1 protein-coding gene is annotated in these 294 nt (G+C 66.7%); it reads right to left on the reverse strand.

The window, feature by feature from the left end; genetic code table 11:
* A partial coding sequence (locus SB822_RS56260) for a PTS sugar transporter subunit IIA (protein ID WP_410859001.1) occupies positions 1–294 on the reverse strand: 294 nt, incomplete at both ends.

The raw sequence follows: 294 nt of genomic DNA on the forward strand, positions 1-294 counted from the left end.
GTCGATGAGCGCGCGCAGCTTGTCCGCGTCGCCGATCAGACGCGTGAGGCGTTGCAGCAGCGCGATGTGTTCGTCCGACTGAGCGGCAATCGCGACGACCAGGTTGGCGCGCTCGCCGTCGTGCCACTCGACGCCCTCGGGCAATTGCAGCACCGCGACGCCGGTGCGCCGGATCAGATGGCGGTCTTCCTGCATGCCGTGCGGAATGGCGACGCCGCTGCCCAGATACGTATTCGAGACTGTTTCGCGAGCGTGAAGACTGTCGACGTAGCCGGGCTCGATATAGCCGGCCGC

Origin of the sequence: Paraburkholderia sp. SIMBA_054 (genome assembly GCF_046534875.1) — a bacterium.
GTDB classification, from domain to species: Bacteria; Pseudomonadota; Gammaproteobacteria; order Burkholderiales; family Burkholderiaceae; genus Paraburkholderia; species Paraburkholderia hospita.